The following is a 6,975-nucleotide window of genomic DNA, read 5'->3' as shown; positions in this document are numbered from 1 at the left end:
GGATTCCCCCTCGGTGCAGCGGTCGGCCGTGCACCAGGTGCTGCGTACCGCGGGCCGGCCCCTGGACACCCCGCTGCGGACGGAGACGGAGGCCAGGCTCGGCGCGGACTTCGGTGATGTGCGGCTGCACACGGACGCGGTGGCCCAGCGCTCCGCCGCGGAGGTCGGGGCCCGCGCGTACACCTCGGGCAGCCATGTGGTGGTCGGCCGGGACGGCGCGGACAAGCACACCCTCGCGCACGAGCTGACGCACGTCATCCAGCAGCGGCGCGGGCCGGTCTCCGGCCACGACAACGGCAGCGGACTGAAGGTCAGCGACCCCGCGGACCGCTTCGAGCGGGAGGCCGAGGCGAACGCCCGCCGGGTGATGAGCGGCGCGGCCCCGGTGCGGGCCGGCGTGGAGGGCGCCCACGGCGTCCAGCGGGCCGTGGACACGGGTGCGCCACAGGTGCAGCGGACCGCCGGGACGGAGGAGGCCGCCGCCCCCGGTTTCCGGCAGGCCCGGGAGACGGGCGCCCTGGACCGGGACGTGACCCTGCGCGTGCTGGACCGGATGTCCCGCATCGCGTTGCAGACCATCATCGACACCAACGGCGACTTCGTCGACCGGAAGAAGAAGACCGTCGCCCGCAGCGCGAAGAAGATCACTCCCCATCTGGCCGTGTCGCTCCTGCCCGACGGTCACCTCGCTATCGCGGGGAACACCGGTGACAGGAAGGTGACCGCGAACGACAAGCAGGTGGTCGAGGCCTAACTGCGGCTCCACGTCGACAAGTCCGAGGAGGTGCAGCAGGCGAAGGCCGCGACGCGGAACCGCAATGTCGAGCCGCGTGCCAGCAAGGACCGGCTCAAGTTCCGCGCCCGGGTCGACGGTTCCTACGCCGGGGCGCACGGCGGTGCCGCCGGCCTGCTCGCCGTCGACGAGGCCCTGAAGAAGCCGGTCCAGTGGTTCGCGGACAATGAGGCGGCGGCGAAGGGGACGTCCCGGCACGGTGAGATGACCGTGCTGGGCAAGCACGTGGAGCACTGGCTGGCGAACCCGAGAACCGGAGGGGCCACCCCCGAGAAGGTCGTGATGGGCGGTGTCAAGAAGGCGTGCCGCGGCTGCCAGTGGGCCTTCGACGCCGTCAACGAGCACATCGGCCCGCCCAACGGGTACAGGGTCGAGGCCGCGGGCACCCACGACCAGTTCTTCCCGGGCCGGGTGATGCCGGAGTGGATGAAGGCCCACCCCGAGGTGGTGGCGGCCATCGGGCGCAAGGCGCAGGCGGCCGGCAAGCGTCTGGAGGACGGGGTCCTCAAGGGCGACATGTCGGAGCCGGCCCAGGGGGTCAGCCACGACCCGGACGAGTCCGTGTCCGAATGGGAGACGGACGGCTAGCCGGCGGTCCGGGGACGTGCCGGCACCGGACCGGGCAGCCGGGTGCCTTTCCGGGCAGCCGGTCCTGCCTCGGAGTCTCCTGACCCCTCGGGGCGCAGCCCGTAACGTCGATACGTGACCCTTTGGACTTCTCTTGAGCCGGCGTCGACGACGGTGGATCCCGGTGGCGGCACGACGGTGCGGTTGCGGGTGCGCAACACCGGTGACGTGGTGGACGAGTACCGGTTCGAGCCGGTGGGGGATCTCGCGCCGTGGGCGCGGGTGGAGCCGCAGTCGCTGCGGTTGTACCCGGGGACCACGGGGACGGTGGAGGTGTCGTTCGCCGTGCCGCGGACGCCGGACGCGGTGGCGGGACCGCATCCGTACGCGGTGCGGATCACGCCGACGGAGCACCCCGAGGCGACGGCCGTCCCCGAGGGGAACGTGACGGTCACCCCGTTCACCGAGGTGCGCGCCGAGTTGGTGCCGCCGGTGGTGAAGGGGCGGCTGCGGGGGCGCCCGAAACTGGCGGTGGACAACCTCGGGAACACGAAGGTGACCGCGTCGATCGGCGGGAGCGACAACGGTGACCAGCTCTCGTTCGACCTGGATCCGGGCAATGTGCAGATCGAGCCCGGCCGGGCGGTGTTCGTCAAGGCGCGGCTGAAGCCGCGGGAGATCATCTGGTTCGGCTCGAAGCAGGAGCGCCCGTACACGCTGGCGGTCCAGCGGTCGGGCGTCGATCCGCTCGGGGTGGAGGGGACGTTCGTCCAGCGCGGCTTCCTGCCCGGATGGCTGGCCACGGTGCTGGCGATGACGGTGGCGCTGGCGGTCGCGTTCGTGGTGATCTGGCTGACGTACAAGCCCGACGTCCGTTCCCTGGCCACCGAGCAGATGGCGCAGGCCGAGGCCGGTGCGATTCCCGTCCCCAGCCCCGCGCTGTCCGCGCCGGCCGCCCTGCCGAGCGCCGAGCCGTCGACGGAGGTGAAGGCGCCCGAACAGGAGAAGCCCGCGGACGACGGGGACGCGGCCGGCGCGGGCTCCGAGGAGGAGGAGGAGCCGTCCGGCGGCGGCCAGGAGGAGGACGAGCCGGCCGTCCTGGTCGGTGACCTCATCGTGGGCGAAGGGTCCAAGCGGTGCATCACCGTCCCGCTGAAGAAGGGCAAGGCGCAGGACGGCACCGGCCTGGTGCTGCAGGACTGCGACCCCGAGGCCGCCAACCAGCGGTGGGACTTCCGGGGCGACGGCACCGTCCGCTCCATGGACATGTGCATGGACGTGGCCTGGGGCTCCGTGGAGGAGGGCGCCCTGATCCAGCTGGCCCGGTGCAGCGGCAACCCCGCCCAGACCTTCGTGACGAGCGCCGAGGGGTACCTCGTCAACCCGCAGTCGGAGAAGTGCGTCGACGCCATGTGGAGCGGCACCGCGAACGGCACGGGGCTGCACCTGTGGAAGCCCGGGGGCACGCCCAACCAGAAGTGGCAGCGGCAGACGGTCTGACCCCGCGGTGAGCCGCCCCGGCCGGGGCGGCTACCAGGCGCCCTCGCCCGGCACCAGCCGCCCCGCCTTGCGGTACTCCCGTCGCGCGCCCTCCAACAGGTCGGCCGTGGAGACCGGGCCGCCCCGGTCCACGGCCGCGTAGGCGGCGGTGACCACGGCGCTGCGGATGGAACCGCCGGCCAGCTCGAAGTCCCGTGCCACGCCGTGCGCGTCGACGCCGTCCGCGCACGGCACGCGGGAGAGGCTGTGCCGCCACAGCGCGAGCCGCTGGCCGGCGTCCGGGAACGGGAAGTCGACCACCAGGTCGAGGCGCCGGGTGAACGCCTCGTCGATGTTGGCCCGCAGGTTGGTGGTGAGCAGCGCGATGCCGTCGAAGGACTCCAGGCGCTGGAGCAGGTAGGCGCTCTCCATGTTGGCGTACCGGTCGTGCGCGTCCTTGACCTCGGACCGCTTGCCGAACACCGCGTCCGCCTCGTCGAAGAGCAGGACGGCGTCGGTGCGGTCCGCCTCGGAGAAGACGCGCTCCAGGTTCTTCTCGGTCTCGCCGACGTACTTGTCCACGACCGAGGAGAGCCGTACGACGTACAGGTCCAGGCCCAGTTCGGCGGCGACGACCTCGGCGGACAGCGTCTTGCCGGTGCCCGACTCGCCCGCGAACAGCCCCAGCACGCCGCGGCCCCGGCCGCCGCCGGCGCTGAGCCGCCAGTCGCCGAGCACCCGGTCGCGGTGCCGGGCCCGCCGGGCCAGTTCCCGCAGCTGGGCCAGGGGCGCCTCGGGCAGCACCAGGTCGTCCCAGGTCACCGCCGGCCGGATCCGCCGGGCGTGCTGTTCCAGACCCGAGGTCGACTGCTGGCGTGCGGCGAGCCTGAGGTGGCCGGGGGTGAGAGCGGTGCCGTCGAACGCGGCGAGGCGCCGGGCGGCTCGCACGGCCCGCACCACCCGGTCCGTGCTCAGGTGGTACGGGGCCACGGTGGCGGCGAGATCGAAGCCGAGGGGACCGGAGGGGGCGGCGGGTGTGCCCGTACGGGCATCGGGTTCCGCCCCGTCGTCCAGGGCCGCGGCCCAGGTGTCCACGGCGCCCGCTCCCAGCCGGGGGGCGTCCAGGACGAGGGGGTCGTGGTCGCACCACTGCGGGTCGTACGGCCGGGAGCCGGTGAACACCACCGGCACATCGGGCACCGACAGTGCCCGCACGAGTGCCCCGGGGTCGTCCGGGAGCGGGAAGACGACCACGGCGCAGTCCCGCAGCCGGGCCTCGCGCAGCAGGGCGGCCGGCGGTTCCCCGGTGTGCGGCTCCTGGGGGGTGTAGTGCAGGGAGCCGCCGGGGAGGGCCCGCGCGGCGTACGCCAGGCCCTCGCCCTCGCGGTGTTCGCGCAGGTAGACGGTGAGCGGGGCGGCGGCCAGCCGGGCGGCGAGCCGCCCGGTGAAGGTGTCTCCGTCGGGCATGTCCGCGGTGGACGGCACGGTGAGCGGGTGGACCCGCCCGGCGAGCGACGGATCCGGGGTGTCGTCGCCGAGGAGGTGGGCGAGGAGCCGGCCCGGGACCCGCAACGACCGGCTGAGGAAAGGACGTTCGGGTTCGTCGACGTCGAGCAGGGCCAGGGACCGCAGGGGAGCCGAGGGGTGGAAGACGGCGCGGGCCTCGGGCCGGTGCACGGGGGCGCCGCACAGGTCGAGCGCGAGCCCGGTGGTGGCGCGGCGGCGGCCCACGTCGTCGTTGAGGTAGCCGTACAGGGGCTCGAAGGAGCGGTCGAGGTCCGGGGCGAGCGCCACGAGCAGCACCGAGACCTCCAGCGGGCGCAGGCCGAGCCGCCGCGCGAGCGGACCGAGCCGGTCGCCGGGGGGCTCGTCGCCGTCCCCCGCCCCGTGGTCCCCCGGTGGGGCGGAGGGGGTGCGGAGGTGGTGCCGTACGGCCTCCTCGGACAGGTACAGGCCGCGGAGCGGGTCGTCGGCGGTCGGGTCGCCGGCGGCGCGGTGCTCGACCAGCAGGGCGACCCGTTCCCGGAGCCGCGTGACGCGTGCGAGGAGCGCCTCGGCCGGGTCGTGGTGGTGGTCGTTCAACGGTTCCGCCTCCCCCGCTCGACGTGGTGCGGGCGGTGGCCGCGACCGGGTGAGTCGTCCTGGGCGCCGTCGACCGAGCGGACCCGTACGACCGCGCCCTCGGTGACCGGCGGGCCGGCGTCGTACTCGGGGAAGGACGGGAACGGGACGAGCACCACCAGGTCGAGCGACGGCTTGAGTTCACCGCCGAGCGCGGACCAGATCTCGGCCAGCGACCGCGACTCGGTCTGGGTGCCGGCCACCGACAGCGACACGGAGAGCCCCAGCGCGCCCAGTGCGCCGGGGAGTTCGGCGGGCGGCAGGATCTCGCGGGGCAGCAGTGTGGCCAGTACGGCGGACAACAGGCGGTGTTCGTCCTGCGGTTGCTTGGTCCAGGCGGTGACCAGGTACGACAGCCGGAACCAGCGTGGGGGCAGCCGGCGCTTCACGGTCAGGCCGTTGCCGTCGGTGACCGCGACCGTGCCGCGTTCGCGCCGTGAGACCTCCTCACGGATGTCGTAGAGGTAGGCGTTGAGGGCGGGCGCGTTGCGGCGGGCCGCCCAGTCCCGGGTCGGGGCGTCCAGCGACACCTCGATGCCCGAGCCGGCCAGGGCGCCGCTGCTGAGAAGCCCCTTGAGGACCTCGTCCACCTCGTGGATCACCGTCGTACTCCTGCTCTGCCGTGATGCGGCACACCGGCTCACTGGCTCACCGGCTGCCGTACCACCGGGCCGCCGGGCTCCACCGATCGTGCCCGTGGACGCGCGGCGTCGTGCCCGCCCCCGGGGACGGGAGCGGGCACGGCGGGCTGCCCAAGAGGGTGAATTCGGTTGCCTGTTCGGTCAGATGTAACCTTCCCGAAGGGCGTACGCAACGGCGTGCGCGCGGTTGCGGAGGTGCAGCCGGGTGGTGATGCCGTGCAACACGTTCTTGACCGTGCGTTCGGAGTACGAGAGTTTTCCGGCGATCTCTCCCGTGTCCAGGCCCTCGGAGACGAGGCGCAGGACGTCGGCCTCCCGGGCCGTCAGGCCGGAGGAGGGGCCGCCGGGATGGCCCGCCGAGGTGCGGTGCAGCGTGCCCACCTGGTTGATCAGCCGGCCCAGCAGGTCACCGGGGAGGTCCCCGTCGCCCCGGGAGGCCGCCACGACGGCACGCACCATCCGGTGCGCGGTGGCCTCGTGGCGCCAGACGATCGCGCCGACCCCGCACTCGACCACGTCGAGGAGCTCGTTCTCCCGGATCGCGCCGACCACGAGCACGGCGCGGCTGCCGTCACTGCGCACGAGCTTGCGCATCCGGGTCAACAGGCCTTCGTCCAGGTGGTCGTTGATGAGGAGGGCCACGGTGTCCGGACCGGGGCGGCTGTCCTCCACCAGCTCGATGACCGGGTGCCGGCGGAGTTCACTGGCCGCGCCGGCCCGGGAGATGGGGTCAGGGGCGTCGACCACCACGGGGATCCGGGTCCCCTGCCCGGCGGCCGGGGCCGTTTCCGAGGTTCCGAACGAGCTGCGCAACCGATTCCCCATACCCGAGTTGCGGGCACCGCTGTGGTGTCCGCGTCCGATGCTTCGGTCACACACTCCTGTGCCGGGTGGGACGCGGGCAATCGTGGAGAACCACGAGACGCACCACGAGATCACGCGCACCGCTCGCCGGCCGGGCGCGCGCCCGACACCCCGGCCGCGCCCTGTGCGCTGTGCTTTCCGCCCAGGCCCAGGCCCAGGCCCAGGCCCAGGCCCGGGGACGCGGACGAGGACGGGGACGGGGCCCGGCTCTGCGGGAATGGAACACGACCCGGTGTGCTTCGTCCATACCTGTGGCGAGGATTCACCCCTTGTTTCCGCTTCTTGCCTCAACAGGCCACCCGGGCCCGCCCGTCGGGGCACCCGCAGGGTCCGTTTCACGTCCTCCAGGGAGGGGCCGGCCGCCGTTCCGTCCGGTCACCCGTGGGATCCGCCCCCGTCGCCCGTGGGATCCGCCCCCGTCGCCCGTGGGATCCGCCCCGTGCCCCGTGGGATCCGCCCCCGTCGCCCGTGGGATCCGCCCCGTGCCCCGTGGGATCCGCCCCGTGCCCC

The 6,975-nt window shown here is 73.7% G+C and carries 6 protein-coding genes; 3 read left to right on the top strand and 3 right to left on the bottom strand.

What is annotated here, in order from left to right; translation table 11 throughout:
- The 3 genes from ACIA6T_RS10155 to ACIA6T_RS10145 form a co-directional block, all read left to right on the top strand.
- Positions 1-754, top strand: a 754-nt coding sequence (locus ACIA6T_RS10155; RefSeq protein WP_399446104.1) for a DUF4157 domain-containing protein, incomplete at its 5' end; no start/stop codon positions are given.
- A gap of 30 nt (positions 755-784) precedes the next feature.
- Positions 785-1,381 (top strand): hypothetical protein, encoded by a 597-nt coding sequence (locus ACIA6T_RS10150; protein ID WP_399446103.1) that lies wholly within the window; start codon positions 785-787, stop codon positions 1,379-1,381.
- 114 nt (positions 1,382-1,495) lie between these two features.
- Entirely contained in the window at positions 1,496-2,860 is a 1,365-nt protein-coding gene (locus ACIA6T_RS10145; RefSeq protein ID WP_399446102.1) for a ricin-type beta-trefoil lectin domain protein, read from the top strand.
- Positions 2,861-2,890: 30 nt separating this feature from the next.
- Here ACIA6T_RS10145 and ACIA6T_RS10140 read toward each other — a convergent pair whose 3' ends face one another.
- From ACIA6T_RS10140 to ACIA6T_RS10130, 3 genes are all read right to left on the bottom strand, one after another.
- A complete protein-coding gene (locus ACIA6T_RS10140) occupies positions 2,891-4,921 on the bottom strand; it encodes an ATP-binding protein (RefSeq protein WP_399446101.1) in 2,031 nt (676 codons plus the stop codon).
- Entirely contained in the window at positions 4,918-5,562 is a 645-nt protein-coding gene (locus ACIA6T_RS10135) for a DUF4255 domain-containing protein (RefSeq protein WP_399446100.1), read from the bottom strand. Before ACIA6T_RS10135 ends, ACIA6T_RS10140 begins: the two co-directional genes overlap by 4 nt.
- A gap of 180 nt (positions 5,563-5,742) precedes the next feature.
- Positions 5,743-6,426 (bottom strand): response regulator transcription factor, encoded by a 684-nt coding sequence (locus ACIA6T_RS10130; RefSeq protein ID WP_399446099.1) that lies wholly within the window; start codon positions 6,424-6,426, stop codon positions 5,743-5,745.
- Positions 6,427-6,975 lie beyond the last annotated feature (549 nt).

Source organism: Streptomyces sp. NPDC051740, assembly GCF_044453165.1.
In the GTDB taxonomy this organism is placed as follows: Bacteria; Actinomycetota; Actinomycetes; order Streptomycetales; family Streptomycetaceae; genus Streptomyces; species Streptomyces atrovirens.
The sequence above is the reverse complement of the archived record's forward strand: the minus strand, read 5'-3'. Positions and strand labels throughout refer to the sequence as shown.